This window comes from Streptomyces sp. NPDC053069, from assembly GCF_044546895.1.
Taxonomy (GTDB): Bacteria; Actinomycetota; Actinomycetes; order Streptomycetales; family Streptomycetaceae; genus Streptomyces.
Genome location: NZ_JBITZN010000017.1, coordinates 1 through 25,988 on the forward strand (window position 1 = coordinate 1; position 25,988 = coordinate 25,988).

Consider the following 25,988-nt stretch of genomic DNA (forward strand, 5'->3'; position numbering starts at 1 on the left):
TCCTGCACACCTACAACCACCACCGCTGCCACACCGCACTCGGCGGCCAACCGCCGATCAGCCGCGTCAACAACGCTTCAGGTCAATACATCTAGCGGCTGCGGCCGGGCTGCGGCCACGACGACGAAGGGCGCCCGGTGCACACCGGGCGCCCTTCCTCATGTGACGGGTGGCCCCGGTCTCATGTGACGGGTGGCCTCGGCCTGTGCCAAGTGGCCTCAGCCCCGCAGCTCCGTCAGGAACTCGATCAGCGCGGCGTTCACTTCCTCGGGCCGCTCCTGCTGCGTCCAGTGGCCGCAGCCCGGCAGCAGGATCGGCTCCCGGCGCAGATCCGGCATCAACTCCGGCAGCTTCGCGATGAGTTCGGGCGTGTCCGGGAAGGCCGGGACCAAGTCGCGGTCGCCATACATGTAGAGCGCAGGCGCAGTGACGACCGCGCCCTGCCAGGCCGCGGTCAGCTCCCAGTTGCGGTCCAGGTTGCGGTACCAGTTCAGGGCGCCGGTGAAGCCCTTGGCGTAGCTCTCGACGAGCTCGTCCAGGTCCTCCTCGGTGAGCCAGTCCGGCAGCACCTCCGGGTCGGTCATGTCCGCGAGCCAGCCCCGCTCCGGGTCGGCCACCAGGGCCTGGTCCGGGCGGCCGGCGCCGGGGGCGTCACCGGAAGCGGAGTAGAACAGCTTCCGCAGGGCGGTACGGGTGTCCGCGGCGAACTCGGCGTCGGCGACCCCGGGCCGGTTGAAGTAGTTCCAGTAGAACCGCCCGCCGAAGCGCTCCTGCATGGCGACGAGCGGCGGCCGCTCCCCGCGGAACGGCGGGGGCACGCTCAGCCCGGCGACCCCGCGCACCACGTCGGGCCGCAGCAGCGCGGTGTGCCAGGCCACCGGTGCGCCCCAGTCGTGGCCGACGACGAACGCCTCCTTCTCGCCCAGGGCGTGGATCAGCCCGATCACGTCCCCGACGAGATGGAGGATGCTGTACGCGTCCACGTCCTCGGGGTGATCACTACGGCCGTATCCGCGCTGGTCGGGCGCGACCACCCGGAACCCGGCGGCGGCCAGCGGACCGAACTGGTGACGCCAGGAGTGCCAGGACTCCGGGAAGCCGTGCAGCAGCACGACGAGCGGACCCTCACCCTGCTCCGCGATGTGCAGCCGGATACCGTTCACGTCGATCACACGGTGCTCAACCATGCGGCGAGCATACGCCTGCACCATACAAGAAATTGCTGGCGCAACGCGCAGCTCTCATCGAAGAAAATTCACTGCGAATCCCCGCGTGAGCGAATGCAGCGCCATCCGAAATACAGCACCCCGAGCGCTCCCATGCCCGAACCTGCCGCACACAGCGCGGTCGCCCACGCGGCCATGTCCTGAGTGATCCACAGCAGGCTCACCACAACCAGCGCCACGCGGCTGCACTTCCTTCGCCACCGGAGCCGCATTGGCGGCCTGCGCGCCGATTCCGCACATCACACCGGCCACGGTAAAGGCGATTGCAGCAGAAATCCCCGGCGAATTGCGCTCGAAACAAGGCCTCCTCAGCGAGGTCGACTTTGTGAACATCGGACCAATCTCGCACAACGGAGATCAGGGTTCCGTTTCCTGTCGGTTTTCCGTGACAATTCCGGCACAGGAATACGCCATTCCGGCACATATCGTCGCATCGTCGCCACCCCACGTCTCGCCGGACCCGGTGTCCGGCCGTCGTCACCAGGAGCACTTCATGCACACCGTGTCCGCACGCCGCCGGCGCTCACTGCTGACCGCCTCGGTACTGCTGAGCGCCGTCGGCGCCACCGCCCTCCTGCCGGCGGCATCCGCCTCGGCCGCCACCACCGCCCACGCCGCCGCTCCGTCCGCACGCTTCGCGGGCAAGGCGGTCGCCATCGGCCAGGACATGGTCGCCGTCCTGCGCAACGACCCCCGCGCCGGTGGCCCCGAGGCGTGGATCCGCGCCGTGCCGCCGCACTGGCAGCAGGGCGACGCCTACATGTACCGCGTCCTGACCGGGCTCGACCGAGGCCACCGCACGGCCCGCGAACGCGGCCTCGCCCTGCGCCTGGTGGGTGCCGACGGCTCCGCTCCCGCGCTGCGGGTGACCGACGCCGAGGGCGGCACCCGCACCTTCACGCTCCCGAAGGCCGGAACCCCTGACGCACGGGGCTGCACCCTCATCCAGGAGCAGTTCATCGGCGGTGGGACCGTCGCCGTCCTGAGCAACGGCCCCAAGGGACCGGAGGCGTTCTTCAAGGACGCCGGTGACGGCACGCGCGTCGGCGGTGTCGTCAACCGCGCGCACCCGGCGCTGCCGAAGAGCGCCGGCTTCGTCGCCCGCATCGTGGACCCCTACGGGCCCGCGCCCGAGCTCCTCACCAACATGGAGGGCGGCGGTCACCCCGCGAGCACGACGGACTTCCCGGCGCCCGGGTGCGTGAAGTGACGCCGTAGCCAAGGGGTTCCGGGCCTCAGGGTCCGGTGGACGGGACCGCGGCCGTCGCACGCGCCCCGGTCCCGTCCGCCCCAGGCCCTCACCCGCGCCGCCGCCCCCGCACCCCGAGGAGGGCGAGCGCTGCGAGCGCGACGACGACGGCACCGACCGCCAGGCCCCCGCCGCCCCCGATCCCGAACCCGAACCCGCCGCCGATCCCGGCCCCGGCCCCGGCCGTGCCGGAACGTCCGCTCCCGGAAGGTGACTTGGCGGCAGGCCGACCCGGCGCGTCCTTCGCCACCACCGCGCTGTCCGCCCCCTCGCTGCTGTACAGCAGCGTGCTCCCGTCGGCGGAGTACGTGACGCCTTCCCCCTGTCCCTGCAGCGGTACGTCGAGCTGGCCCGCGCGCTTGATCCGGCCGCCGTCCCAGTCGTAGTAGATCCCGCCCAGGTACCCGCGCACGGCAAGCTGCCGCCCGTCCGGGGAGAAGGCCGCGTCCGTGGCCCAGAGGTCGACGGGGGCGATCGGCCTGAAGATGTTCGCTCCGGAGGCGGTCAGGGTGGCCGGGCCCTCGTACAGGTGCCCGCCGTCCTCCTTCTTGTCGATGATGTAGACCCGCCCGGTCTTCGGGTGGACGATCAGCGACTCGGCGTCCCGCGGCCCGTTCGCGTACTTCACGACGTACTGCGTCGCGGTGACCGTCTGGTCCTTCAGCTCCTTCGGCTCGGACAGCCGGTAGATCCACACGTACGGCCACTTGCCGCCGAGGTTGTCACCGATGTCGCCCAGGTAGATCTCGTTGTGCGGCCCGATGGAAATGGCCTCGACGTCACGAGGGGAGCCGATGCCCCGGAGCGTGACGCGGGCGACGGTCCTGCCGGTCCGGCTGTCCACGGCGTACAGGTACGGCCCGTCGTCGCTGTCGTTGTGCGTCCAGTAGACACCGGGGTGGAGGTGCGAGGCGGCGAGCCCGCTGGACTCGGTGATCCGCGGGTCCTTGAGGGTGAACCCGTGGTCACCGTCCCCGTCGGCGGCGGAAGCGGGCAGCGCGCAGGCGCCGGCGAGCAGCACCCCGGCGAGAACGGCGAACGATCGACGCATGCCCCAAGCCTGCCATTCCCTCCGGGGGTCACGGGGCGGGTGCCCGCGGGGTCCGTCCTACGTGGTGGGCCTCACACCCCACTGGTGCGCGTGATCGTCCATCATGAGCGGATGCTCAGGTTCATGCCCGTAGGTGACTCCATGACGATCGGGAGCGCCGGCGAGCACACATGGCGTTACCGCCTGTGGCGCCATCTGCGTGACGCGTACGACGGCCCGTTCACCTTCGTCGGCCCGCGCGAGGAGCTCTACGACAAGGCGGCCGACGCCCCGGCGTCCCTCGCCTACGCCGATCCCGACTTCCCGTGCCGCCACCTGGCGGGCTGGGGCGAGGGCTGGCTGCACATGGCCCCGCTGATCGGCGAGGCGGTGCGCGCACACGGGGCGGACGTGCTGCTGGTCTCGCTGGGCCTGATCGACCTGGGCTTCTACACGAACGCCGAGCAGACGGCGGAGAACGTACGCGCCTTCATAGCGGGGGCCCGTGAGGCCGAGCCGCGCATCCGCATGGTCCTGCTGCCGGTCATCCCGAACATCCGCGCCGAGGTGGACGAGCCGTTCGCCGCGCAGGTGGACCTCTTCAACGACCTGCTGGCGAAGACGGTCGCCGACCTGGACGAGCCCCGCTCACCGATCCTGCTGGCCTCGCGGCCGGAGGGCTACGACATCCACACCGACACCTACGACGGCACGCATCCCAACGCGAGGGGGGAGCACCGGATCGCGGGGGCCTTCGCGGGGGCGATGTGGGAGGCGTGGGGGGTCGGACAGGCGTACGCGGCCGGAACAGGTTGACCGATTTCCGGCGTCTCCCGGTCACCGTGCGTATCGTTGAACCGCGCGGCTGCACTCGTCCGTGGGCAGCCGGGGAGGAGCGCGACCGTGACCATCCTTGAAGACAGGATCGAGATGGCCGACGCCGATGCCAACACCAAGCGTTTGGACGAGTGGTTCGAGCGGCTTGAGCGCATGCCCGTCCCCGAGGGATACAGGGTCGAGATCGTCGGGGGCAACGTCCATATGACGCCGCAGCGAGACACTCACTGGGTCATCATCCGCCGAATCGTGCGGGCGTTGGAGGACAGGTTCGGGATGCAGGTCAAAGCGTTCTCGGACGTCCGCATCGACTTCCCGGGCCACGAGAACGGCTTCTGCCCGGACGTCGCCCTGCTCAAGGACTCGGCGAAAAAGGACGACACGGGCCACTGGCGCTACCAGGACGTCGTGTTCGTCGCCGAGGTCATCTCCGAGGGCACAGCCGCCAACGACTACGGTCCGAAGAGGTTCGCCTACGCGGAGGCCGAGGTCCCCCTGTACGTCATCGCCGATCCCTACCAGGGACGGTGCCACGTCTACACCGATCCCAAGCGCGGCGACTACGACGAGCCGACGAAGGTGGACTTCGGTACCGACCTCGATCTCACCGGCACCGTGATCGACCTCGTCCTCAAGACCGACGACTTCCCCCGCGACTGAAGCGCCCCTTGCTTGGAGCGCACTTCAACCCGTTGGCTTGAGGACCATGGAGTACACGCAGCTAGGACGCACGGGACTCAAGGTCGGCCGACTCGTCCTCGGGACGATGAACTTCGGGCCGCAGACGGACGAAGCCGACAGCCACGCCATCATGGACGCGGCGCTGGACGCGGGCATCAACTTCTTCGACACCGCCAACGTGTACGGGTGGGGTGAGAACAAGGGCCGCACCGAGCGCATCATCGGCAACTGGTTCGCCAAGGGCGGCGACCGCCGCGACAAGGTCGTCCTCGCCACCAAGGTCTACGGCAACATGGCCCTCGACGCCCAGCCCGGCCGGCCCGCCTGGCCCAACCACGACAGGCTCTCCGCGCTGAACATCCGCCGGGCCGTGGACGCCAGCCTGAAGCGGCTGCAGACCGACCACATCGACCTCTACCAGTTCCACCACATCGACCGGAACACGCCGTTCGAGGAGATCTGGCAGGCGATCGACACCCTGGTCCAGCAGGGCAAGATCCTCTACGTCGGCTCCTCCAACTTCCCCGGCTACAAGATCGCCCAGGCCAACGAGGCCGCCGCCCGCCGAGGCTCGTACGGCCTCGTCAGCGAGCAGTGCCTGTACAACCTCGCCGAGCGGCGCGCCGAGATGGAGGTCATCCCGGCCGCGCAGGACTACGGCCTCGGGGTCATCCCGTGGTCGCCGCTGCACGGCGGTCTGCTCGGCGGAATCCTCAGGAAGGAGGTCGAGGGCGGTCGCCGTGCGTCCGGCCGGGCCGCCGACACCCTCAAGAACCCCGCCGCCCGCGCCCAGGTCCAGGCGTACGAGGATCTGGTCGACAAGCACGGCCTGCAGCCCGGCGAGGTGGCCCTGGCCTGGCTGCTGACCCGCCCGGGTGTGACGGGGCCCATCGTCGGCCCGCGTACGGCAGAACAGCTGGACTCGGCGATCAGGGCCTCGGAGCTGGAGCTGAGCGAGGAGCTGCTGGCCGGCCTGGACGAGATCTTCCCGGGTCCGGGCCCGTCCCCGGAGGCCTTCGCCTGGTAGCAGCGGAAGGGCAGCCGACCCAGGGCGCGGGGCAGTGTCGATGTGCGGCTACCGCCGCGCGGGCGCGACACGCCTCAGACGGCTCGCAGTCGCCGGACAACGCGCACTCCCCGCCCCTCGGGCAGCCGAGCCAACGGCTACTTGACGGCCGCCGCCAAGGCCACCACCACGAACATCAGCACAAGCACACCGGCCATGATCCGGTTCCGGGTTTTCGGGTCCACGTGACCGAGCCTAACCGGCCCCGCCCAGTGCCCAGCGGGCAACCGCCTCGTACCGCGGCTGCTCCCCCGCCACCCCGGACCTCGGCAGGTGGCTGCGGACCAGGACCAGCTCGTCCACGGTCCAGGTACGGCTGCCGAAGGTGCGCAGCGCCTCCACGTACGGCCGTACGTCCACCGAGTCCCGGCTCCGCGCCACCGTCAGGTGGGCCTTGTACCGCCGGTGCTCCCCCATCGGCACGCCCGCCTTCCGCGCCGCCGACTCCGCCCGGTCGGCCAGCAGCCGCAGCGCCTCCACCTCGCCGGAGGCGCCCGTCCACAGGGCCTTGCCGTGCCCGAACTGTCCGCCGCCGGAGAGCGCCAGGGCGAAGGGGGCCGTGCGGCGGGCCGCGCGGGCCAGGCGGTCCGACAGGTCCGGTACGAGATCGTCGGCGACCTCGCCGTAGAAGGCGAGGGTGAAGTGCCAGCCCGGGCGGTCCGTCCAGCGCAGCCGCTCCGCGCCGGGCAGCCTCTTCAACTGGGCGACCTCGACGGCCAGTTCATGGACGACACGCTCCGGAGGGAGCACCGCGGCGAAGAGTCTCATGTCTTCACCTTCGCAGACACGGGTCGGCATGATGAGCACATGACGATCACCATGCGCACCGGCGGGCCCGGCGACGCTCCCCTGATCCTCGGCATGCTCGACAGCGCGGTGGAGTGGCTGGTCTCACAGGGCCGTACCGGGCAGTGGGGCACCGAGCCGTGGTCGACGAACGAGCGAGCCGTGGAACTGGTGCACCAGATCACCTCCGCGGGCACGCCGTACCTGGCCGAGGTCGACGGGGTCCCGGCGGCCACGCTCACCCTCAGCCGGGCCCCCGGTCCGTATCTGGAGCCCGCCGACGAGCCCGAGCGGTACATCCACCTGTTCGTCACCGACCGCCGCTTCAAGGGCGTCGGCGCCGGTGCCGCGCTGCTCGCGCACGCGGCCGAGCAGACACGGCGGGCCGGGATATCGCTGCTGCGGGTGGACTGCTACGCGGGCGACGACGGCAAGCTGGTCGCGTACTACGAGAGCCAGGGTTTCACCCGGGTCGCCCCCTTCACCGTCGGCGAGGACAAGTGGCCGGGGATGCTGCTGGCCCGCAGGGTGCTGTAGCGGGGTCCCCTTGCCCGTGCCGCGGCGGCGGCACTCGCCCGGCGACGACCCGCACCCCTCCGGGTGCTACGCCGCCGTCGCCAGGTCCTCCCGCTCCTTCGGCACGAAGCGGAGCCGCGGATGGCCGCGGTGCCAGCGCAGCGTCACCCGCAGGCCGCCGATGCGGGCCAGGACCAGGCCGATCACCGAGGCCGCCGCGGCGGAGACGACGCCGCCGAGGGCGAAGCCGACCCTTGCGCCGTACGTGTCGGTGATCCAGCCGACGACCGGCGCTCCCAGCGGCGTGCCGCCCATGAAGACCATCATGAACAGGGCCATCACCCGGCCGCGCATGGCCGGGTCGGTGGCCATCTGGACCGCCGTGTTCGCCGTGACGTTGACCGTCAGACCGAAGGCCCCGATGGGGACCATGAGCAGTGCGAACAGCCAGTACGACGGTGCCAGCGCGGCCACCACCTCCAGCGTGCCGAAGGCCAGCGCGGCGGCGATCAGGATGCGCAGGCGGGCCGTGCCGCGCCGGGCGGCCAGCAGGGCGCCGCCCAGGGAGCCGACGGCCATCAGGGTGTTGAAGAGGCTGTAGGAGCCGGCGCCGGAGTGGAAGACGTCGTCCGCGTAGGCCGACAGCCACACCGGGAAGTTGAAGCCGAAGGTGCCGATGAAGCCGACCAGGACGATCGGCCAGACCAGCTCCGGCCGCCTGGCCACGTAGTGCAGGCCCTCGCGCAGCTGGCCCTTGCCCCGCGGCGCACGCTCGACCACGTGCAGTTCCCGGGCGCGCATCAGCAGCAGGCCGGTGAGGGGCGCGGCGAAGGACAGGCCGTTGGCGAGGAACGCCCAGCCGGTGCCCACCCCGGTGATCATGAGGCCGGCGACGGCGGGGCCCACCAGGCGGGCGGACTGGAAGTTCGCGGAGTTCAGGCTGACCGCGTTCTGCAGCTGCCCGGGGCCGACCATCTCGGCGACGAAGGACTGCCGGGCCGGGTTGTCGACGACCGTGGCGAGACCGACGGCGAAGGCGGCGACATAGACGTGCCAGACCTGGACGTGGCCGGAGAGGGTGAGGAAGGCGAGCGCGAGGCCGGTCACCGCCATCGACGACTGGGTGGCCAGCAGCGTGGGGCGCTTGGGCAGACGGTCCACCAGGACGCCGCCGTAGAGGCCGAAGAGCAGCATCGGCAGGAACTGCAGGGCCGTCGTGATGCCTACGGCCGCGGAGGAGCCGGTGAGGCTGAGGACGAGCCAGTCCTGGGCGATGCGCTGCATCCAGGTGCCGGTGTTGGAGACGACCTGGCCGATGAAGAAGAGGCGGTAGTTCCTGATCTTCAGCGAGCTGAACATCGAGGACTTGCGGGAGGTGGGGGTAGAAGTGGTTGGTGCGGGGGCGGAATCTTTTCCGGGTCCCGTACTCAAAAGGGTTCGCCTCCTTGCGATACGTCGTTACAGATGGGCGAGCTTCTCCAGCACGGGGGCGGCGGCGCGCAGGGCGGCCCACTCGTCCTCGTCGAGGCCCTCGACCAGGCCGGCCAGGAACGCGTTGCGCTTGCGGCGGCTCTCCTCAAGCATCGCCTCGGCCTGCTCGGTCTGGGTGACGACCTTCTGGCGCCGGTCCTCGGGGTGCGGCTCCAGCCGGACCAGCCCCTTGGCTTCGAGCAGCGCCACGATGCGGGTCATCGACGGCGGCTGGACGTGCTCCTTGCGGGCCAGCTCGCCCGGTGTGGCCGAGCCGCAGCGGGAGAGGGTGCCGAGCACCGACATCTCGGTGGGGCTCAGCGACTCGTCGACCCGCTGGTGCTTGAGCCGACGGGACAACCGCATCACGGCGGAGCGGAGGGAGTTCACGGCGGCTGCGTCGTCGCCATGGGAGAGGTCCGGCATGTTCCTTAGCGTAACTCATTACTCTCGCTAAAGACCACCGTGACGCGCGCGATACCGCGTGATACCCGCCACTGACTCCGACGATCACCCATATGAGTGAGTCGGTTCAGGAAAGTGACGCACCGGGTGGCCGGATATGGCGACCCTCGTACCCATGGGGACCAGTGTGCTCAGCCTGCGGATGGACCGGGAGCTGCTCGAAAGGCTCCGGCACCATGCGGCGAAAAGAGGAATGAGCGTGCAGGACTATGTGGTCCGCACGCTCATCCGGGACGACTTCGACGAGCGGTTCCAGGCCGCCGTCGAGGAGACCGAGAAGTTCTACGGGGTCACCTGACGCCGCAGAAGGCCATGGCTCAGGTCAGACCCAGGGCCGGCATCAGGTAGTAGAAGGCGAACACCGCCGAGACCACGTACATCGCGACCGGGATGTCCCGGAACCGGCCGGCGGCCAGGCGCAGCACCGTGAAGGTGATGAAGCCCATGCCGATGCCGTTGGTGATCGAGTAGGTGAACGGCATCATCAGCATCGTCACGAACGCCGGGATCGCGATGGTGTAGTCGGCCCAGTCGATCTCCTTGATCGAGTTCGACAGGATCAGGAAGCCGACCGCGACCAGCGCCGGAGTGGCCGCCTGGGACGGGACCATCGTGGCGATCGGGGTGAGGAACAGCGCGACGGCGAAGAGGCCGCCGGTGACGACGTTCGCGAGGCCCGTACGGGCGCCCTCGCCGACCCCGGCCGTGGACTCCACGAACGCGGTGGTGGCCGAGGAGGAGCTGGCACCGCCCGCCGCGACCGCGAGGCCGTCGACGAAGAGCACCTTGTTGATGCCCGGCATGTAGCCCTCGGCGTCGGTCAGCTTGGCCTCGTCGCTGACGCCCATGATCGTGCCCATCGCGTCGAAGAAGCACGACAGCAGGACCGTGAAGACGAACAGGATGCCGGTCAGCACTCCGACCTTGGAGAACCCGCCGAACAGGCTCACCTGGCCGACCAGGCCGAAGTCGGGGGTGGAGACCGGGTTGCCCGGCCACTTCGGGACCGTCAGACCCCAGGTGGGGATCGTGGTGACCGCGTTGAGGATCACCGCCAGGACGGTCATGCCGACGATCGAGATCAGGATCGCGCCCGGCGTCCTGCGGACGATCAGCGCGAAGGTCAGCAGCGCGCCCAGGATGAAGACCAGCACCGGCCAGCCGTGCAGATGACCGCCCGTGCCGAGCTGCAGCGGGACGGTGGTCTGGGCGGCGTCCGGCATACGGGTGACGAAGCCGGAGTCGACCAGGCCGATCAGCATGATGAACAGGCCGATGCCGATCGAGATGGCCTTGCGCAGGCCGAACGGCACGGCGTTCATCACGCGCTCGCGCAGCCCCGTGGCGACCAGCAGCATGACCACGATGCCCGCGAGGACGACCATGCCCATGGCGTCCGGCCAGGACATCCGGGGCGCCAGCTGGAGGGCGACGACCGAGTTCACGCCGAGGCCGGCGGCGAGCGCGATCGGGACGTTGCCGATGACGCCCATCAGCAGGGTGGTGAACGCGGCCGTGAGCGCGGTCGCCGTCACCAGCTGACCGTTGTCCAGGTGGTGGCCGTACATGTCCTTCGCGCTGCCGAGGATGATCGGGTTCAGCACGATGATGTACGCCATCGCGAAGAAGGTGGCGAAACCGCCGCGGATCTCGCGGGCGACGGAGCTGCCGCGCTCGGAGATCCGGAAGTAGCGGTCGAGGGCGCCGAAGGCGGGCGCGCCGCCCGGCTTCTCGGGGGTGGGCGCCTTGGCAGGTGCCGAGGTGGACATGCGAGACCTCATCTCCGACAGGGTTCCCCCGAGCCCCGTTGGAGTTTCATACGAGCAGAAGTGGTCAAAGGCAAACGGTTTCAGTATGAACGTATGACTGCGTTATCGCTATCTCCGCGCGTAGACAAGCCGGGGGCGAGCGGGGACGAGCGGGGACGAGCGGGGACGAGGCAGCGAAGGGGCGCCGCTTAAGCTGTGCGCATGGCCAAGTGGACCCCCAAGCACGAGGCGCCGGAGCCCCTGGAGGGGCCCGTGGTCGCCACCATCACCGGCGGCACGATCGTGTGGTTCGTGCTCTTCCTGGTCCAGCTGCCGTTCTACGGCTGGTTCGAGGACCACGGGCATCTGTGGTGGCTGTGGACCTGCCTGGCCGGGGGCGGTCTGGGGCTGATCGGCATCTGGTACGTGCGCAGGCGGGACGCGGCGATCAAGAGGGCGGCCGGGCCGAAGGCGACGCCGGCCGAGTAACCCCCAAAGCGGGCAGGGCGGCACATCCGCACGTACCGTCGATGTCATGAGCCACATAGACGCGGGCGCCGAACTCGACCCTGTGCACCCCGTGGCCCTGCCGAAGAGACCCGCGGCCGGACTGACCGGTGCCGAGGTCGCGGACCGCGTCCACCGCGGCCTCGTCAACGACGTTCCGGTCCGCAGCAGCCGGTCGCTGGGCGAGATCGTCCGGGGCAACGTCTTCACCCGGTTCAACGCGATCATCGGCGTGCTCTGGCTGATCATGCTGTTCGTCGCGCCGATCCAGGACAGTCTGTTCGGCTTCGTGATCCTCGCCAACACCGGCATCGGCATCGTCCAGGAGTGGCGGGCCAAGCAGACGCTCGACTCGCTCGCGGTGATCGGGGAGGCCCGGCCCACCGTACGCCGGGACGGCACAGCCACCGAGGTCGCCACCCACCAGATCGTGCTGGACGATCTGATCGAGATCGGGCCCGGGGACAAGGTCGTGGTCGACGGCGTGTGCGCGGAGGCCGACGGGCTGGAGATCGACGAGTCGCTGCTCACCGGCGAGGCCGACCCCGTCGTCAAACACCCCGGCGACCCCGTCCTGTCCGGCAGCTTCGTGGTCGCGGGCGGCGGCGCCTTCCAGGCCACCAGGGTGGGCCGCGAGGCCTACGCCGCCCAGCTCGCCGAGGAGGCCTCCCGCTTCACCCTGGTCCACTCCGAGCTGCGCACCGGCATCTCCACGATCCTCAAGTACGTCACCTGGATGATGGTCCCGGCCGCCGTCGGACTCGTCATCACCCAGCTCGTCGTCAAGAGCAATGGACTCAAGGACGCGGTGGCGCGGACCGTCGGCGGCATCGTCCCGATGGTCCCCGAGGGGCTGGTGCTGCTCACCTCCGTCGCCTTCGCGATCGGCGTCATCCGGCTCGGGCGCAAGCAGTGCCTGGTGCAGGAGCTGCCGGCGATCGAGGGACTGGCCCGAGTCGACACCGTCTGCCTGGACAAGACCGGCACGCTCACCGAGGGCGGCATGGACGTCACCGAGCTACGGCCGCTGGACGGGGCCGACGAGGAGTACGTACGCAAGGTGCTCGGCGCGCTCGGCGAGTCCGATCCGCGTCCCAACGCCTCCCTCCAGGCGATCATCGACGCCTACCCGGACAGCGAGGACTGGCGGTGCGTGGAGTCACTGCCCTTCTCCTCGGCCCGCAAGTACAGCGGGGCCGCGTTCAGCGAGGCCGACGGCGACACCAGCACCTGGCTGCTCGGCGCACCGGACGTCCTGCTCGCCGACGGCGACCCCGCGCTGGCGGCCACCGCGCGCCTGAACGAGCAGGGGCTGCGGGTGCTGCTGCTGGCGCGCGCCGGCCGTGACCTGGACGATCCCGAGCCGGCCCGCGGCGCCCGCCCCACCGCCCTGGTCGTCCTGGAACAGCGGCTGCGGCCCGACGCGGCCGACACGCTGCGCTACTTCGCGGACCAGGACGTCCGCGCCAAGGTCATCTCCGGGGACAACGCGGTGTCGGTCGGCGCGGTCGCCGCCAAGCTGGGGCTGGCGGGTACGGCGGTGGACGCGCGGCACCTGCCCGCCGACCGGCCCGGCATGGCCGAGGCGCTGGACGAGGGGACCGTCTTCGGGCGGGTCACCCCGCAGCAGAAGCGGGACATGGTGGGAGCGCTCCAGTCGCACGGGCGCACCGTCGCGATGACCGGCGACGGCGTGAACGACGTGCTCGCGCTGAAGGACGCCGACATCGGGGTCGCCATGGGCTCCGGCTCGGAGGCGACGCGGGCGGTCGCGCAGATCGTGCTGCTCGACAACAGCTTCGCGAGCCTGCCGTCGGTGGTGGGCGAGGGCCGCCGGGTGATCGGCAACATCACGCGCGTGGCGACGCTGTTCCTGGTGAAGACCGTCTACTCGGTGCTGCTGGCGGTCCTGGTGGTGTGCTGGCAGGTGGAGTATCCGTTCCTGCCCCGGCATCTGACCCTGCTGTCCACCCTCACCATCGGCGTCCCGGCGTTCTTCCTGGCCCTGGCGCCCAACAAGGAGCGGGCGAAACCGCATTTCGTACGGCAGGTGATGCGGTACTCGGTCCCGGCCGGCGTGGTGGCCGGGGTGGCGACCTTCGGGATGTATCTGATCGCCCGCCACTCCTACACCGGGCCGGGCCGGCTGGACGCCGAGACGAGTGCGGCCACCCTGACGCTGTTCCTCGTCTCGATGTGGATCCTGGCGATCGTCGCCCGTCCCTACACCTGGTGGCGGGTGACCCTGGTGGCCGCGATGGGCGTGGCGTTCCTGCTGGTCCTGGCCGTCCCGGGGCTGCAGGCCTTCTTCGCGCTGAAGCTGGTCGGCCTGGAGATGCCGTGGACCGCCGTCGGCATCGCGGTGGTGGCGGCGGCCGCCCTGGAGTTCCTGTGGAAGTGGGTCGACCGCCGGTTCCCGGACTGAGGGTCACTTCACGCCGACGTACACACCAGTGGCGCTGACCGACGGGGTGGTGGTGGTACCGGCGAAGCTGTAACGCCAGTAGCCGCTGTAGTTCGCGGTCGCGCTGGTCTTCAGGTTGCCGTACGCGTCCGTGTACACCGTCTTGACCGTGGTGTACGTGCTCGTGCCCGACTTGCGGAACTGGAGCTTGACCGGCTGGTTGGCGTAGCCGTGGTACAGGTTGTCGTCCCAGTCGGCGCGGGAGAGCTTGCCGGACGCCGTGAAGGTCTTGCCCTTGTAGACGGACGTCGAGCTCACGGTGGTCGTCAGCTTCGAGTAGCGCTGCACCAGGGTCGTGCCCAGGCCGCTCTGGTCCTTGTAGCCGACCTTGCTCATGTCGGGGTTCTGCTGGTCCTGGCCGTTGAAGGCGACGGCCTCGGCGGCGACGTTCCAGGTGCCTGCGTCCGCGATCTTCGGGTCGGCGTCGGTCGGGTAGATGTCGACCGTGCCCGTGCAGGTGGCCGTGGTGGACGAGGTGGGGGTGCAGCTCGCCTCGTTGTCGCCGTACAGCTCGGGGGACGAGTCGCTGTAGGTGCCGTGGTAGAGGAAGGCGTCCGTGACGAAGTCGCTCGCGGTGATGTCCACGTCCGAGCCGTGGGTCAGCGTGTACGAGTACGTCGCACTGACCTTGTTGGTGCTGCCGACCTTGATCGCCTTGGCGATCGTGACGTTCGAGAAGCTGACGTTCAGGGTGTACGGCGTGCCCGAGTCGGTGACGGCCTGCGCGGCCGGGACTGCGAGGGCGGTGAGGGCCAGGGCGCCGGAGACGGCGGCCACGGTGGCACGTATGCGCATGTGCGTTCCCCTGGAGGGAGAAGTGATCGGGGAGTCGGTTGACTCACGCGATCAGATCCTTGCCCCCCGGTGCTGGTTGTACGGCAAGAGCGCAATCCGGCCAGATTTTATGGCCGGATTGCGCTTCCATGACGAGATGTTTACTACAGCGAATTCCCGTGGCCGTGAATGGCGGTGTCAGTCGAACCAGCGGTCCCTGGCCAGCTCCTCCGTCCGGGACGGGTCCTCCAGCAGGGCCGCCACCTCGAAGCGCCGCGGCCACTGCCCCGCCGCCCAGGCCAGGCCCGCCGCGACGCCCTCCAGCGTGGCCGCGTGCAGCACCCCGTCGCCGGTGAGCCGCCAGTCGATCTCCACGCCGTCCACGACCAGTTCCCCGTGCTCGACGTACGTCCGCGGCGTCCGCGCCCCGAGCAGTACCCGCACCGGCTCCGGCACCTCGTGCTCGGTGCCCTCGGAGTGCACCTCGCCGGTGACGGACTCGCTCAGCCGCCGCACCTGGAACAGCTCCGCCAGCTCCGCGGCCAGCGCCGGCCGGACGGGCAGCAGCGGCACCCCGGAGGTGAAGGGCAGCAGGTCCGGCGAGTCGACCACGACGGCCTCGGTGGCGTCCACGACCTCCACACGCCCGTCGGTCACCGCCCGCAGCTCGTCCGGCAGGGTCACCTGCTCCGGATCCAGCTCCGCCAACGCCCCGTACAGGCCGTGCAGTTGGGCCGGCGTGACCGGCCGCTGCGGGTCGGCCAGCCGGTCCAGCAGCTCGGCGGCGCCGCCGGGCTCGTCCAGCAGGGCCGCCACGGACGTGCGCACGCCCAGCGCCCGCAGCACCTGCTCGTCCTCGAACCCGGTGGCGTCGGCCTCGTCGTACAGCCCGCGCAGCAGCGGATCCCCGCCGGCCGCGAGCAGACCGGCCGGGCGCCGGCCGTCCAGCACGGGGTGCCCGCGCAGCCACCACGCGGTGTACGGCCGTACGGTGTCGTGCGTGCCGTCGTGCAGCAGGATGCGGACCGGCTGGGTGAGGGCGTCCCGCAGCGGCGGCTGGGCGAGCAGCGCGAGGGCCTGAGGCCAGTGCGCGTCGTCCACCAGGTCCAGATCGCGCACGGCGACCAGCTCGGTGGCGACCGGGGGCACCGGGCTGTCCGGGAAACGGTCGAGGATGTCCTCGCACCACACGTCGACGGCGTCCAGCAGACCGGCGTCGTCGGGCTCGGCGAAGTCGCTCTCCCGGGGCTCCAGCTCATCCGGGTCGAGGACGACGTCGGTGGCGCGGACCAGTGCGAAGTTCGCGAGCACCCCACAGGCGGCCAGCGGCTGCTCGCCCCACTTCTCCGCCAGGTCATGGTCCACGGCGGCCAGTTCGCCCTCGCGGATCACCCGGGCGAACGGGCTGCCGGGCAGGACGAGTTCACCGGCGGGGGCGAGCTCCCCGTCCTCGTCGGGCAGCGCCAGCGCGCCCAGCCAGGGCTCGTCCCCGGGCTCCAGGCCCGCGTCGCGCACCAGTCCGAGCACGGTGTCGGCCAGCTCCTCGGCATCCGGAGCGTCCTCTTCCCAGCCTCCGATCCCGCCCTCGTCGTCCAGCGAGGCGGCGACGGCGGCCCGCACCTGCGGGGTGGTGAGCACCGCGCGTGCCGTGGCGGGCAGCGCGCCCAGCTTCTCCAGCAGCGGGTGCACGGCGTCCTCGTGGGCGACCTTCAGCCCGAGCCGCCCGAGGACGTCCGCGTCGATCCGGGCGCCGTCCGGGGTGGGCAGCAGCACCTGCCGGGGCCCGATCGTGGTCCTCCTGTCGGCAAGCGGCACAGGGAGCCCGGACAGCCGGTCGGGGTCGACCCCGGCGAGGCTGTCGTAGAGCCGCCACCACCAGTCGGGGTCCTTCTCCAGCCCGGCGAGCCGGTCGATGGCGTCGGCGAGCGGCAGCCGGGCGACGCCGAGGGTGCGCAGCTCCACCCGCCGCTCAAGACCGGCGGGCAGCAGCGTGGGCAGCACCTCGGCGAGCACCCGCACGGTGTCCGCCCCGCCGCCTTCCACGATCTCCGCGTCACGGGGCCGCAGCGCCTCCGGAAGCTCGTCGTCCTCCTCCTTCGCCCGAGCGGCGGGCGGCAGGAAGGCGGTCTGGGGCAGCCGCTCCAGGACGGCCTGCCGCAGCGCCCCGTCCAGCGCGCCCTTGCCGAGCGGCCCGGGCACGAGGTCGATGATCCCGTCCGTCACCGGGCGCCAGTCGGCGAGCAGTTCGGTGTAGACGTCGGCCGCGCGCTGCACCAGGAAGTCGGTGAGCGGGCCGGGCGCGGTGTGCCGGCGGGTGGTGTCGAGGGGGAAGGAGGCGATGAGCAGGCCGGGGACGCCGAGGGGTTCGTCGCTGGGGGTGGGCGCGTGCACGACGGCAGTCGTACGAGGACGCACCGGACGCCCGGCCGCGTCCTCGGGCACGGCCCAGGTCACCGACCAGTGGGGCCGCAGCCGCTCCTCCACGGGCCGGTCGGCGAGCAGGTCGGGGGTGAGCGGCCCATGGGCGGCAGCGGTACGCCACCGCGTGGCTCCCTCCCGCGAGTCCTCCACGACGGTGACGGCGCCCTCGGTACGACGCCTCAGCGTGCGCGGCTGATCGCCGTCGACCTCGATCACCACCTCCGCCAGCCCCGGCAGGGCGAGGAGCAGGGCATCGTCGACGGCGTTCAGCAGCCGCTCGGCGAGATCGAAGGCGGCCGCGTCCCGCAGCGGCAGGATCACGGCGGTGTCGTACGGCTCCGGAGCGGTGCCCTCGGCGGCGAAGGGCAGCCGGAGCAGCGGTACGTGGCCGTCACGGCGCCGGACTTCGTCGCCGAGCCCCGGACTGTGCCGGGCGATGTCACCGGCCAGCTCGCGCGCCTCGGCCAGGGACCAGCGGACCCCGCCGTGCCGTCCGACGATCGCGGGCTCGTCGGTCACCGACAGCACGGCCGCGAACCCGACCCCGAACCGGCCGACGGCACCGTGGGTGACCTCGGCGTCCCGCTTCGCCGAGGCGCGCAGCGTGGACAGCGACTCGACACCGGCCGCGTCCAGCGGGGCACCGGTGTTGGCGGCGACGAGGACCCCGTCCCGGAGCGTGAGCCGCAGCCGGCCGGGAGTGCGCGCCCGGGCGGCGGCGTCGGCGGCGTTCTGCGCCAGCTCGACCACGAGGCGGTCCCGGTAGCCGCCCAGGACCAGGTCCTCCTCGGCGTTGGCGTCCTCGCGGAAGCGGGCGGGGCTGGTCGCCCAGGCGTCGAGAACACCACGGCGCAGCCGGGCCGTCCCGAACGGGTCGGCCCCCTCGGCTGCCGGCCGCACGTACTTGCTGCTCACGTTCACCCTCTCCTCGTCGGCGTGAGCACGAAGGTACAGCGCGCGCGGGGCGGCCGGGGTCCGGGTGCGGTCAGCCGCCGAGTACGGGCAGGGCGAGGCCGCAGCCGACGGGCTGGGCGTGGGCGGGGTCGAGGGCGTTGCGGACGAGTTGCGCGGCGTTGGAGTCGTACACGATCGAGAGGTGCTCGGAGAGGTCCCGGGGGCAGATGTCCTGGATCGTGATGTTCTTGACGGTCGCGCCCGGTCCCGCGGTCAGGAACTGATGCGTGTAAGGGGTGACGACCTCGTCGAGCCTGGTGGCGATGACGGTGTAGTCGACCCCTGGCTGCGTGTCCCCGCCCCGGTCCAGCTCCGTGTTCACCTCGGAGCCGACCATCTGGTCCGAGTACGCCTGCCCGACGACGGCGGACACGGCCGGGTCGAGCCCCAGCCTGGTGGTCAGGGTGCCGAGGCCGGAGGCGGTCGTGCCGTGGTTGGACGGCGCCAGGCCGATGAGGCTGTGCACCTTGTTCCGTTCCGGGTGCGCGGAATCCGTGCCGCCGTCGAACCGCAGATACCAGCGGGGCGTCACACCGCCGCCCTGGGAATGCCCCACCAGGTCGACCTGGTGGGCGCCGGTGGCCCTCAGTACGCGGTCGACGTAGCCGGCGATCTCCCGGGCGGAGTCCGGAACGTGTGCGGTGGCCTTGATCCGAGAACCGGGCGGCGCACCGTAGTTGGGCGCGAAGACGCAGTAACCCAGCTGCTTCAGGTACGGGGACAGCACTCCCCAGTCGTCATAGGCGTTCGCGAAGGTCCCGTGCAGCAGGACGACCGGACGCGGATGCTCGTGCGAGGGCCTGCAGTTCCAGTCGTCGGCACCGGCCGGTGGCGCGTCCGGGTGGACCGTGCCCCCGACCAACGCCACCGGGGCGGAGAGGATGTTGCCCCGCGGTACCGGAGGCACGGGGGCGCCCGCCGCAACTCCCGTCCCCTGCCCCACGCCCAGCGCGAGGGCGAACCCCGCGCAGACCGCGGCCCACCTGCCGCGCCGCCGGTTCGACCGCCCCCGGGACACACTCCGATCCGCCATCGGACCACTCCTCGCCTCGGTGCCGGCCGAGCGCCGACGCGGCGATGATCAAGGAGCGGTGTCCCTGCGGGGCTCAACGACTGCGCGGCCCACCCCCTATGGAGCAGCCCCTTTCACCCAGCCGGCCCGTCCTGGCGGGACGATCGGCGGATCCGCTGCGAACGCAGCCGGCCAGCGGGAACGGCGTGGCTGAGCATGTCCGGGCGGCGGGGAGACGGCACCTACGAGTGACCCAGTTCCGCCGTTTCCTCGTCGCCCGTCTCCGGGACCGAACCCGAGTCGCGGGCGGGGCGCAGGGGGAAGGGGTCGACCCGCGTCTCGTCGATGACCGGCGGAGCCGGCTGCGGGGGCTTCGGCATGACCGCGGCCTCCGAGTGGCCGCCGCAGCCGTAGGCGAGGGAGACCACGCGGCCGTCCGCCGGGGAGAACTCGTTGGCGCAGACGCCGAAGGCCTGGCCGAGGGAGCCGCCGATGGGGGTCAGGAAGCCGCAGCTCATACAGGTGGCCGGGGCCGCCTGAGCCATCGCGGTCTTCGGGCCGTACGACTCCTCCCAGCGGTCGGCGGCGACGTGCAGGCCGTAGCGCGAGAGGACTCGGGCGCGGCGCATGCCCAGTTCCTCGGCCACCGCGGCGATCGAGCCCCGGGAGGGCGTCGTCGGCTGGACGGCGGGGGCACCCGGCGCGACGTCGGCGTCCTCGGCCTCCGCCAGCTCCGCCATCTCCTCGGACACCGCGGCGCTCGGCAGCGGCTCGTCCTCGCCCGTGTAACCCGGCTCCAGGCGCAGGTCGTCCTGGTCGGTGGGGAGCAGGTCGCCGGGGCCGAGGTCGCCGGGGCGCAGGCGCTCGCTCCACGGGACCCACTCGGGGGCGAGCAGGGCGTCGGGGCCGGGGAGGAGGACCACCTCGTCGAGGGTGACGATCTTGGCGCGGGAGGCCCGGGCCACGGTCACGGCCCAGCGCCAGCCGCGGTACCCCAGCTCCTTGCACTCGAAGAAGTGCGTGACCACGCGGTCGCCCTCGGACACCAGTCCGGCGTGCTCGCCGACCACGCCGGGCGCGGCGGCCTCCTCGGCGGCGCCGCGGGCGAGGTCGACGGCCTCGGCGCACAAGCGGTCGGGGGTGCGGCTTCGCGTGGTCGCTGCGCTCACAGGTATCGCTTCTCTCCTACGCCGTCTCGTCGAGTGCGGCTGCCTCCGGCGGGCCTGCCGACGGAGCGGACCGGGGGACCGCATCGACGTCTGCATCCGCGCGCTCGGGCGCACCTCTGCCATCCATTCTGCGTTATGGCTGAGATACGCACGCTACACCGAACAGGATTGGTCGCCGCCACGCGGCAGGTTTTCCACCCGGCCACCCCGGCCGCCGCGGCCGCTCCCGGCCGCTCGGCCCGTACCGTCGTGCCCGGAAGTCGCCGGATCAGCGGCCGGGTTGGCCGCCGTGCGCGCCGTACCGCACTATCCGCCGCCTTCTCGGGGCACTATGAAGCACGTGGCGACCGCGGACAGGCGTGGTGTTCGGGGTGGCGGCGCGAGCCGGGTCGGTGGCGCCGTCCGCTCTGTCGGGCGTGCCCTGCACTTCCCGGTCACCGGTGCCGCGCGGGGCATCCGCAAGGCCACGCACGCGCACGGCGCGGGCGAGTCGGGGCTGGGCAAGCTGATCGAGCTGCACGCGGTGAACGGCGCCGGCGATGTCATGGTCACCGTGGCGCTCGCCTCCACCGTGTTCTTCTCCGTGCCGACCGACGAGGCGCGGGGGCGGGTCGCGCTGTACCTCGCCATCACGATGGCGCCCTTCACCGTCCTCGCCCCGGTCATCGGGCCCCTGCTCGACCGGCTGCCGCACGGGCGGCGCGCCGCGATGGCCGGGGCCATGCTGGCCCGTGCACTGCTCGCGCTGGTCATCTCGGGGGCGGTGGCCAGCGGCAGCCTGGAGCTGTATCCCGCGGCGCTGGGCGTGCTGGTCGCGTCGAAGGCGTACGGGGTGGTGCGCAGCGCGGTCGTACCGCGGCTGCTGCCGCCCCGGTTCTCGCTGGTGAAGGCCAATTCGCGGGTCACCCTCGCCGGGCTGCTGGCCACCGGTGTCGCCGCGCCGGTCGCAGCCGGGCTGCACAGGGCCGGGGATCCCTGGCCGCTCTACGGAGCCTTCGTGATCTTCGTCGGGGGAACGTTCCTGTCGTTCTCGCTGCCGCCCACGGTGGACTCGGCCAAGGGCGAGGACGTGGCCCTGCTCGCCGCCGACGAGCAGCATCTGCACGGGCCGCAGCGCAGGAAGGAGCAGGTGAAACGGCCGGGGCTGCGGACCGTGGGCCCGGCCGTCACGCACGCGCTCGGCGCCAACGCCGCCCTGCGCTGTCTGTCCGGCTTCCTGATCTTCTTCCTCGCCTTCCTGCTGCGCGAGCATCCGCTGACCGGCGAGAGCGCGGCGGTCTCGCTGGGGATAGTCGGGGTGGCCGCCGGTGCGGGCAACGCGCTGGGCACGGCCGTCGGGGCCTGGCTGCGCTCACGCGCCCCGGAGATCATCATCGTGACCGTCGTCGCGGTGGTGCTGGGCACGGCGATCGTCTCCGGCCTGTTCTTCGGGGCGTTCCTGGTGGCCTGCCTCGCCGCCGTCGCAGGGTTCGCCCAGGCGCTGGGCAAGCTGGCCCTGGACGCGCTGATCCAGCGGGATGTGCCGGAGCTGGTGCGCACCTCGGCGTTCGCCCGCTCGGAGACGCTGCTGCAGGTGGCGTGGGTGTTCGGCGGCGCCGTCGGTATCGTGCTGCCGCTCAACGGGACCGTCGGCCTGCTGATCGGCGCGGCGTTCGTCGCCGTCGGCTGGCTGACCACGCTGAAGGGGCTGCTCGCCTCGGCCCGGCACGGCGGCCGCTCCCGCCCCCGTGTGGTCTGACCTCCCCCGACGTCCGCGGTATAACGAACCGGACACGATCTGGGGCCCGCAGCACCGGCTGGCGTAACGAACCGGGCACGCCGCACCCCGCGTGGGCGGAGGGCTTGGGGCGCCCGATAGCCTTCGGACATGACCACGCTGCCCCGCGGCGAAGCCGCTGATGTTCAACGCGCTGTGCGACGCCGCCGCGCCGTCGCCGTTGCCGGCGCGGTATCCGCCGGACTGCTCGCCCTGTCGGCCTGCGACAAGCCGTCGCCCGTCTCGACGGTCACCGTCGGCAAGGACTCGGTCAACTCCGAGGCCACCTGCTACAACGACGGCAAGGCGCTGGACGCCAAGTCGCTGGCGCAGTGCGTCAAGAACGTCGAGAAGGCCGAGTCGATCAAGGTCGACCAGGACGAGACGGTCCGCTTCGGCGTCGACCCGAAGATCGCGGACGCCGGCTGGGTCATTCTGGTCAACGGCCAGCAGTTCACCGACGTCAGCAAGAAGACCTACCGCACCATCCCGGGCAGCGCGTTCTTCAACCAGCAGTACGGCACCCAGGGCGACACCAACACGGTCACGATCCGGATGGGCGAGAAGTCCAACGTGGGCATGTGGTCGTTCAAGCTGAAGAAGGCCTGATCACGGCTTCCGTACGGGTCCTCGTGGCCACCGCGGTCCCGGTCGAGCGGGACGCGGTGGCACAGGCGTTTCCCGGGGCCATGACCGAGGTACGGCTCCCCGGCGCGCTGCTGTGCCGTACCGCCGCCGGCTGGGACCTGCTCGCCGCCGGGGTCGGTCCGGCCCTCGCCGCCGCGTCCACCGCCGGCGCCCTGACCGCCGCCGCCCTCGCGGGCACCCCGTACGACCTGGTCGTCTCGGCCGGGATCGGCGGCGGCTTCCCGCCCGGGGCGCCCGTCGGGTCGCTCGTCGTCGCCGACGCGATCACCGCGGCCGACCTGGGTGCCGAGACCGCCGACGGCTTCCTTCCGGTCACCGAGCTGGGCTTCGGGACGGTCACCCACCGCCCGCCGCACTCCGCCGTACGTGCCGTGTCCGAGGCGACCGGCGCCCCGACCGGCACCATCCTCACCGTCTCCACCGTCACCGGCACCGCCGCCCGCGCCGCCGCCCTGCGCGCCCGGCACCCCGGCGCGCTCGCCGAGGGCATGGAGGGGTTCGGGGTAGCGGAGGCGGCCGCCGCGCACGGGGTGCCGGTGCTGGAACTGCGCGCGGTCTCCAACCCGGTCGGCCCGCGCGACCGCGCCGCCTGGCGCATCGGCGACGCGCTCACCGCCCTCACCGAGGGTTTCGGGAAGTGCGCACCCGCATTGGAGAGTTGGAACCCACATGACGCACTCGACCGGTGAGCCGCTGCAGATCGCGTACTCGCCCTGCCCCAACGACACCTTCGTCTTCGACGCCCTCGCCCACGGCCGCGTCCCCGGCGCCCCCGCGCTGGACGTGACCTTCGCCGACATCGACCTCACCAACGGCATGGCCGAGCGCGGCGAGTTCGACGTACTCAAGGTGTCGTACGCCGTCCTGCCGTACGTCCTCGGCGCCTATGCGTTGCTGCCCTGCGGCGGTGCGCTGGGGCGGGGCTGCGGGCCGCTGGTGCTCACGCGGGAGCCGGACGTCGATCTGGCTGGCCGTACGATCGCGGTCCCGAGCGAGAAGTCGACCGCCTATCTCCTCTTCCGCCTGTGGGCGGCGGACACGCTGCCCGACGGCAGGGTCGGCGAGATCGTCGTCATGCCGTTCCACGAGATCATGCCGGCGGTGCGGGACGGCAAGGTGGACGCGGGACTGGTGATCCACGAAGCCCGTTTCACGTACCAGAACTACGGGCTGCACAAGCTCGCCGACATGGGCGAGCACTGGGAGCGGACCACCGGGCTGCCGATCCCGCTCGGTGCGATCATCGCCAGGCGCTCCCTGGGCGCCGGCACCCTCACGCGGCTCGCCGACTCCATCCGCGCCTCGGTCCGGGCCGCCTGGGACGACCCCGAGGCGTCCCGGCCGTACGTCATGGCCCACGCCCAGGAGATGGACCCGGCCGTGGCGGACCAGCACATCGGCCTGTACGTGAACGAGTTCACCGCCGACCTCGGCGAGGACGGCTACGCGGCGGTCCGCGGGCTGCTCACCCGCGCGGCGGCCGAGGGGCTGGTGCCCGCGCTCGGACCCCGGGCGCTGACCTTCCCCTGACCCAAGAGCGCCGCGGCGATGCGCGGCCTGCCCACACGCGCGGCGGCCGAGGGGCTGGTGCCGCCCCTCGGCCGCGATGCGGTTGCGTTCCCGTACGACGGGTTTTCCCCGGCGCCGGCTCAGACGTCCAGCTGGTCGGCGACCGCCCGCAGAAGGCCGGCGATCTTCTTGCCGGAGGCCTTGTCCGGATAGCGGCCCTTCTCCAGCATCGGCGTGATGTTTTCGAGGAGGGTCGTCAAATCCTGCACGATCGAGGCCAGCTCGTCCGGCTTCTTGCGCTGGGCGGCGGCGACCGACGGCGTCGGCTCCAGCACGGTCACCGACAGCGCCTGGTCACCGCGCTGACCGGCGACGACGCCGAACTCCACGCGCTGTCCCGGCTTGAGTGCATCGACTCCGGCGGGGAGAACCGAGGAATGGACGAAGACGTCACCGCCGTCGTCGCGGGAGAGAAAGCCGAAGCCCTTCTCGCTGTTGAACCATTTGACACGCCCGGTCGGCACCGTCTGTCCTCGTCCTCGTACTCGTTGGGAAAACTGCCACTGCTTCGAAAGTGCTCTTGATAGCAGTAGAGCGGGTCGACCATGACCCGCCGCTACCAAGGCTAATGGTCTCGGGGCGGGTGACAAGACGTCCCCCGGTTGTTCTCTCGCGCTGGGAACTACCCTGGTCCGGTGCGTGACAAAACCCAAACGAATTCCGCCGCGCCCGGTGACGGGCTGATCCGCGCCGGGGCGATCGTCTTCTTCATCGGCGCCGCGGCCACTCTGGTCACGGTGGCGCCGCTGTTCCTCGGCGCAAAGCCTTTCCCGACCTACATGTTCGGTCTGAGCATGCTCATGGCGGTCGGTTTCCTCGTCGCCGGCGCGGGCGTCCTGCGGTCGGTCGCCGCCGCCCGGCGTCAGGCGCGCGGCGCTTCTTCCTCCTCGACCGCGCTGCGGTAGCCGGTCAGCCACGGGGGGAAGACCGACAGGTCGTCGAGGACGACATCCGCCCCGGCGGCGAGCAACTCGTCGGCGGAGCAGGGCCCGGTCGCCACGCCGACCGCCACCGCTCCCGCCGTACGGGCCCCGCGCACGTCTCCGACATGGTCGCCGACGTACACGCCCGCGCCGTACGCGCGCAGCGCCTCCGCCTTCTGCTCCGCCCACAGGTCGCCCACGACCACGTCCGGCTCGATGCCGAGGTGGGACAGGTGCAGCTTGGCGTTGGGCTCGTACTTCGCCGTGACCACGAGCGTCCGGCCACCGGCCGCCCGGACCGCGGCCATCGCCTCCCGGGCACCGTCCAGGGCGGGTGTGGCGGCGATGGCGATCGACGGGTACATCTCCCGGTACAGGTCGGCCATGGCGCTGATCTGCTCCTCGGGGAACCAGTTGACCAGCTCCTCCACGAGCGGCGGGCCGAGCCGGGTCACCGCCAGATCGGCGTCGATGTACGTCCCGGTCCGCTCCGCCAGCGCCAGGTAGCACGCGCGGATGCCCGGCCGGGAGTCGATGAGGGTCATGTCGAGGTCGAAGCCGACGGTGAAAGTCATATGGGGCATTGTGTCAGCGGGTGCCTCCGGCATTTCGGCCGAGCGGGTCAGCGTCCCGAGTCCGGGTGATCTGCCGAGTGCAGATGCATCGTGGCTGGTCGCGGCCCCCGCGGCGGAGCCGCGTACCGTACACGGCCCCGCG

26 protein-coding genes are annotated in these 25,988 nt (G+C 71.5%); 13 read left to right on the plus strand and 13 right to left on the minus strand.

Annotated features, from left to right (window positions below; translation table 11 throughout):
* Positions 1-218: 218 nt before the first annotated feature.
* Entirely contained in the window at positions 219-1,187 is a 969-nt protein-coding gene (locus ACIGXP_RS31905) for an alpha/beta fold hydrolase (RefSeq protein WP_399774285.1), read from the minus strand.
* A 68-nt stretch (positions 1,188-1,255) separates the two neighbouring features.
* A complete protein-coding gene (locus ACIGXP_RS31910) occupies positions 1,256-1,405 on the minus strand; it encodes a hypothetical protein (RefSeq protein ID WP_399774287.1) in 150 nt (49 codons plus the stop codon).
* Between the two features lie 314 nt (positions 1,406-1,719).
* Here ACIGXP_RS31910 and ACIGXP_RS31915 point away from each other — a divergent pair, with 314 nt between their 5' ends.
* Complete coding sequence (locus tag ACIGXP_RS31915) at positions 1,720-2,436, plus strand: hypothetical protein (RefSeq protein WP_399774290.1); 717 nt, start codon at positions 1,720-1,722, stop codon at positions 2,434-2,436.
* An 88-nt stretch (positions 2,437-2,524) separates the two neighbouring features.
* Here the strand turns inward: ACIGXP_RS31915 and ACIGXP_RS31920 are convergent, their stop codons facing one another.
* Positions 2,525-3,526 (minus strand): WD40 repeat domain-containing protein, encoded by a 1,002-nt coding sequence (locus ACIGXP_RS31920; RefSeq protein ID WP_399774293.1) that lies wholly within the window; start codon positions 3,524-3,526, stop codon positions 2,525-2,527.
* 111 nt (positions 3,527-3,637) lie between these two features.
* Here ACIGXP_RS31920 and ACIGXP_RS31925 point away from each other — a divergent pair, with 111 nt between their 5' ends.
* The 3 genes from ACIGXP_RS31925 (at position 3,638) to ACIGXP_RS31935 (ending at position 6,050) form a co-directional block, all read left to right on the plus strand.
* A complete protein-coding gene (locus ACIGXP_RS31925; protein ID WP_399774296.1) occupies positions 3,638-4,321 on the plus strand; it encodes a GDSL-type esterase/lipase family protein in 684 nt (227 codons plus the stop codon).
* Between the two features lie 87 nt (positions 4,322-4,408).
* The gene (locus tag ACIGXP_RS31930) at positions 4,409-5,002 is read left to right on the plus strand and encodes a Uma2 family endonuclease (protein WP_399774300.1); all 594 of its coding nucleotides are present in this window, start codon (positions 4,409-4,411) and stop codon (positions 5,000-5,002) included.
* A gap of 46 nt (positions 5,003-5,048) precedes the next feature.
* A complete protein-coding gene (locus tag ACIGXP_RS31935) occupies positions 5,049-6,050 on the plus strand; it encodes an aldo/keto reductase (protein WP_363213791.1) in 1,002 nt (333 codons plus the stop codon).
* Between the two features lie 234 nt (positions 6,051-6,284).
* On the opposite strand, the gene thpR is transcribed toward ACIGXP_RS31935, so the two are convergent.
* Positions 6,285-6,857 carry an RNA 2',3'-cyclic phosphodiesterase gene (gene thpR / locus ACIGXP_RS31940; RefSeq protein WP_363213790.1) on the minus strand — a complete coding sequence of 191 codons (573 nt, stop codon included), beginning with the start codon at positions 6,855-6,857 and terminating at the stop codon, positions 6,285-6,287.
* 39 nt (positions 6,858-6,896) lie between these two features.
* Between thpR and ACIGXP_RS31945 the strand changes: the two genes are divergently transcribed.
* A complete protein-coding gene (locus ACIGXP_RS31945) occupies positions 6,897-7,412 on the plus strand; it encodes a GNAT family N-acetyltransferase (RefSeq protein ID WP_363213789.1) in 516 nt (171 codons plus the stop codon).
* 66 nt (positions 7,413-7,478) lie between these two features.
* Here the strand turns inward: ACIGXP_RS31945 and ACIGXP_RS31950 are convergent, their stop codons facing one another.
* Entirely contained in the window at positions 7,479-8,822 is a 1,344-nt protein-coding gene (locus ACIGXP_RS31950) for an MFS transporter (protein ID WP_399774305.1), read from the minus strand.
* Positions 8,823-8,849: 27 nt separating this feature from the next.
* A complete protein-coding gene (locus tag ACIGXP_RS31955; protein ID WP_399774308.1) occupies positions 8,850-9,287 on the minus strand; it encodes a MarR family winged helix-turn-helix transcriptional regulator in 438 nt (145 codons plus the stop codon).
* Between the two features lie 154 nt (positions 9,288-9,441).
* On the opposite strand from ACIGXP_RS31955, the gene ACIGXP_RS31960 reads away from it, so the two are divergent.
* Positions 9,442-9,624: a ribbon-helix-helix protein, CopG family gene (locus tag ACIGXP_RS31960; protein WP_363213785.1), complete on the plus strand. Its 183-nt coding sequence runs from the start codon at positions 9,442-9,444 to the stop codon at positions 9,622-9,624.
* Positions 9,625-9,643: 19 nt separating this feature from the next.
* On the opposite strand, the gene ACIGXP_RS31965 is transcribed toward ACIGXP_RS31960, so the two are convergent.
* Positions 9,644-11,095 carry an NCS2 family permease gene (locus ACIGXP_RS31965; RefSeq protein ID WP_363213784.1) on the minus strand — a complete coding sequence of 484 codons (1,452 nt, stop codon included), beginning with the start codon at positions 11,093-11,095 and terminating at the stop codon, positions 9,644-9,646.
* A gap of 201 nt (positions 11,096-11,296) precedes the next feature.
* Between ACIGXP_RS31965 and ACIGXP_RS31970 the strand changes: the two genes are divergently transcribed.
* Both ACIGXP_RS31970 and ACIGXP_RS31975 read left to right on the plus strand, forming a co-directional pair.
* Positions 11,297-11,563 carry a DUF2530 domain-containing protein gene (locus tag ACIGXP_RS31970; protein WP_399774312.1) on the plus strand — a complete coding sequence of 89 codons (267 nt, stop codon included), beginning with the start codon at positions 11,297-11,299 and terminating at the stop codon, positions 11,561-11,563.
* Positions 11,564-11,609: 46 nt separating this feature from the next.
* Positions 11,610-14,006: an HAD-IC family P-type ATPase gene (locus tag ACIGXP_RS31975; RefSeq protein ID WP_399774315.1), complete on the plus strand. Its 2,397-nt coding sequence runs from the start codon at positions 11,610-11,612 to the stop codon at positions 14,004-14,006.
* 3 nt (positions 14,007-14,009) lie between these two features.
* Here ACIGXP_RS31975 and ACIGXP_RS31980 read toward each other — a convergent pair whose 3' ends face one another.
* The 4 genes from ACIGXP_RS31980 to ACIGXP_RS31995 all read right to left on the minus strand — a co-directional run bounded on the left by ACIGXP_RS31980 (position 14,010) and on the right by ACIGXP_RS31995 (position 20,375).
* Positions 14,010-14,840 carry a hypothetical protein gene (locus ACIGXP_RS31980; protein WP_363213781.1) on the minus strand — a complete coding sequence of 277 codons (831 nt, stop codon included), beginning with the start codon at positions 14,838-14,840 and terminating at the stop codon, positions 14,010-14,012.
* 177 nt (positions 14,841-15,017) lie between these two features.
* On the minus strand, positions 15,018-18,155 hold the full coding sequence (locus ACIGXP_RS31985; RefSeq protein WP_399774318.1) for a sacsin N-terminal ATP-binding-like domain-containing protein: 3,138 nt from the start codon (positions 18,153-18,155) through the stop codon (positions 15,018-15,020).
* A gap of 70 nt (positions 18,156-18,225) precedes the next feature.
* Positions 18,226-19,227: an esterase/lipase family protein gene (locus ACIGXP_RS31990; RefSeq protein ID WP_399774321.1), complete on the minus strand. Its 1,002-nt coding sequence runs from the start codon at positions 19,225-19,227 to the stop codon at positions 18,226-18,228.
* 221 nt (positions 19,228-19,448) lie between these two features.
* Positions 19,449-20,375, minus strand: coding sequence for a DUF3027 domain-containing protein (locus ACIGXP_RS31995; protein ID WP_363213778.1), 927 nt, complete (start codon positions 20,373-20,375; stop codon positions 19,449-19,451).
* Positions 20,376-20,706: 331 nt separating this feature from the next.
* Between ACIGXP_RS31995 and ACIGXP_RS32000 the strand changes: the two genes are divergently transcribed.
* From ACIGXP_RS32000 to ACIGXP_RS32015, 4 genes are all read left to right on the plus strand, one after another.
* On the plus strand, positions 20,707-22,113 hold the full coding sequence (locus ACIGXP_RS32000) for an MFS transporter (RefSeq protein WP_363213777.1): 1,407 nt from the start codon (positions 20,707-20,709) through the stop codon (positions 22,111-22,113).
* Positions 22,114-22,242: 129 nt separating this feature from the next.
* Positions 22,243-22,740, plus strand: coding sequence for a DUF2771 domain-containing protein (locus ACIGXP_RS32005; RefSeq protein ID WP_363213776.1), 498 nt, complete (start codon positions 22,243-22,245; stop codon positions 22,738-22,740).
* Positions 22,713-23,468 (plus strand): futalosine hydrolase, encoded by a 756-nt coding sequence (locus ACIGXP_RS32010; protein ID WP_363213775.1) that lies wholly within the window; start codon positions 22,713-22,715, stop codon positions 23,466-23,468. The genes ACIGXP_RS32005 and ACIGXP_RS32010 overlap by 28 nt, the downstream gene beginning before the upstream one ends.
* Positions 23,449-24,309 carry a 1,4-dihydroxy-6-naphthoate synthase gene (locus ACIGXP_RS32015; RefSeq protein WP_399774325.1) on the plus strand — a complete coding sequence of 287 codons (861 nt, stop codon included), beginning with the start codon at positions 23,449-23,451 and terminating at the stop codon, positions 24,307-24,309. The genes ACIGXP_RS32010 and ACIGXP_RS32015 overlap by 20 nt, the downstream gene beginning before the upstream one ends.
* Positions 24,310-24,428: 119 nt before the next feature.
* Here ACIGXP_RS32015 and ACIGXP_RS32020 read toward each other — a convergent pair whose 3' ends face one another.
* On the minus strand, positions 24,429-24,812 hold the full coding sequence (locus ACIGXP_RS32020) for a cold-shock protein (protein ID WP_055708594.1): 384 nt from the start codon (positions 24,810-24,812) through the stop codon (positions 24,429-24,431).
* Between the two features lie 171 nt (positions 24,813-24,983).
* On the opposite strand from ACIGXP_RS32020, the gene ACIGXP_RS32025 reads away from it, so the two are divergent.
* Positions 24,984-25,253, plus strand: coding sequence for a hypothetical protein (locus ACIGXP_RS32025; protein WP_363213773.1), 270 nt, complete (start codon positions 24,984-24,986; stop codon positions 25,251-25,253).
* On the opposite strand, the gene ACIGXP_RS32030 is transcribed toward ACIGXP_RS32025, so the two are convergent.
* Complete coding sequence (locus tag ACIGXP_RS32030) at positions 25,211-25,846, minus strand: HAD family hydrolase (RefSeq protein WP_363213772.1); 636 nt, start codon at positions 25,844-25,846, stop codon at positions 25,211-25,213. The genes ACIGXP_RS32025 and ACIGXP_RS32030 overlap by 43 nt on opposite strands.
* Positions 25,847-25,988 lie beyond the last annotated feature (142 nt).